Annotated in this window: 1 protein-coding gene; it reads left to right on the top strand. The window is 71.5% G+C overall.

The window, feature by feature from the left end; translation table 11 throughout:
• Nucleotides 1-88: 88 nt before the first annotated feature.
• Nucleotides 89-244, top strand: coding sequence for a hypothetical protein (locus tag GTR00_RS22565; protein WP_166613683.1), 156 nt, complete (start codon nt 89-91; stop codon nt 242-244).
• Nucleotides 245-418 lie beyond the last annotated feature (174 nt).

Below are 418 nucleotides of genomic sequence, written 5' to 3'. Positions count from 1 at the left end.
CTGACGCGGTGTTGACGCGGTCCTGACTGGATTTCGATCCGGGAGAGGCGTAGGTTCAGGTGAACAGAAGATGAACGGGAGGTGCCACATGAACGACATCCAGGCCAAGAAGGTGGGGGCTCCCCGCGGTCTGCAGGCGCAGTGGGTGCCGGTGCGCGACGCGACGGGGCGCACGCACATGGAGATGCGCTGGGGCGCAGCGGGTGCGGCGCAGCACTCCGCGCCGGTGCACCGCGCCGCCTGATGATCGCCGGGGAGGGGGTGGTCGGCCTCTGGAGGCCCGACCACCCCCTCCCCGCACGTCCGGCTCAGCCGGCGAACATGCGCGCGTTGGCCGTCTCCACGTCCGCGTACTGACGGCCGGCCTGCGCCAGCGCCCGCTGGATCTCCTCCAGCGAGGCGCGCACCCTGTCCTGGG

The sequence above is a fragment of the Kineococcus indalonis genome (assembly GCF_009906395.1).
In the GTDB taxonomy this organism is placed as follows: domain Bacteria; phylum Actinomycetota; class Actinomycetes; order Actinomycetales; family Kineococcaceae; genus Kineococcus; species Kineococcus indalonis.
Note: the sequence above shows the minus strand (reverse complement) of the source record. Positions and strands in the feature narration are given on the sequence as shown.

Excerpts from the sequence above, each read along its gene's own strand:
- GTR00_RS22565 (WP_166613683.1), top strand. The coding sequence starts at position 89 with ATGAACGACATCCAGGCCAAGAAGGTGGGGGCTCCCCGCGGTCTGCAG.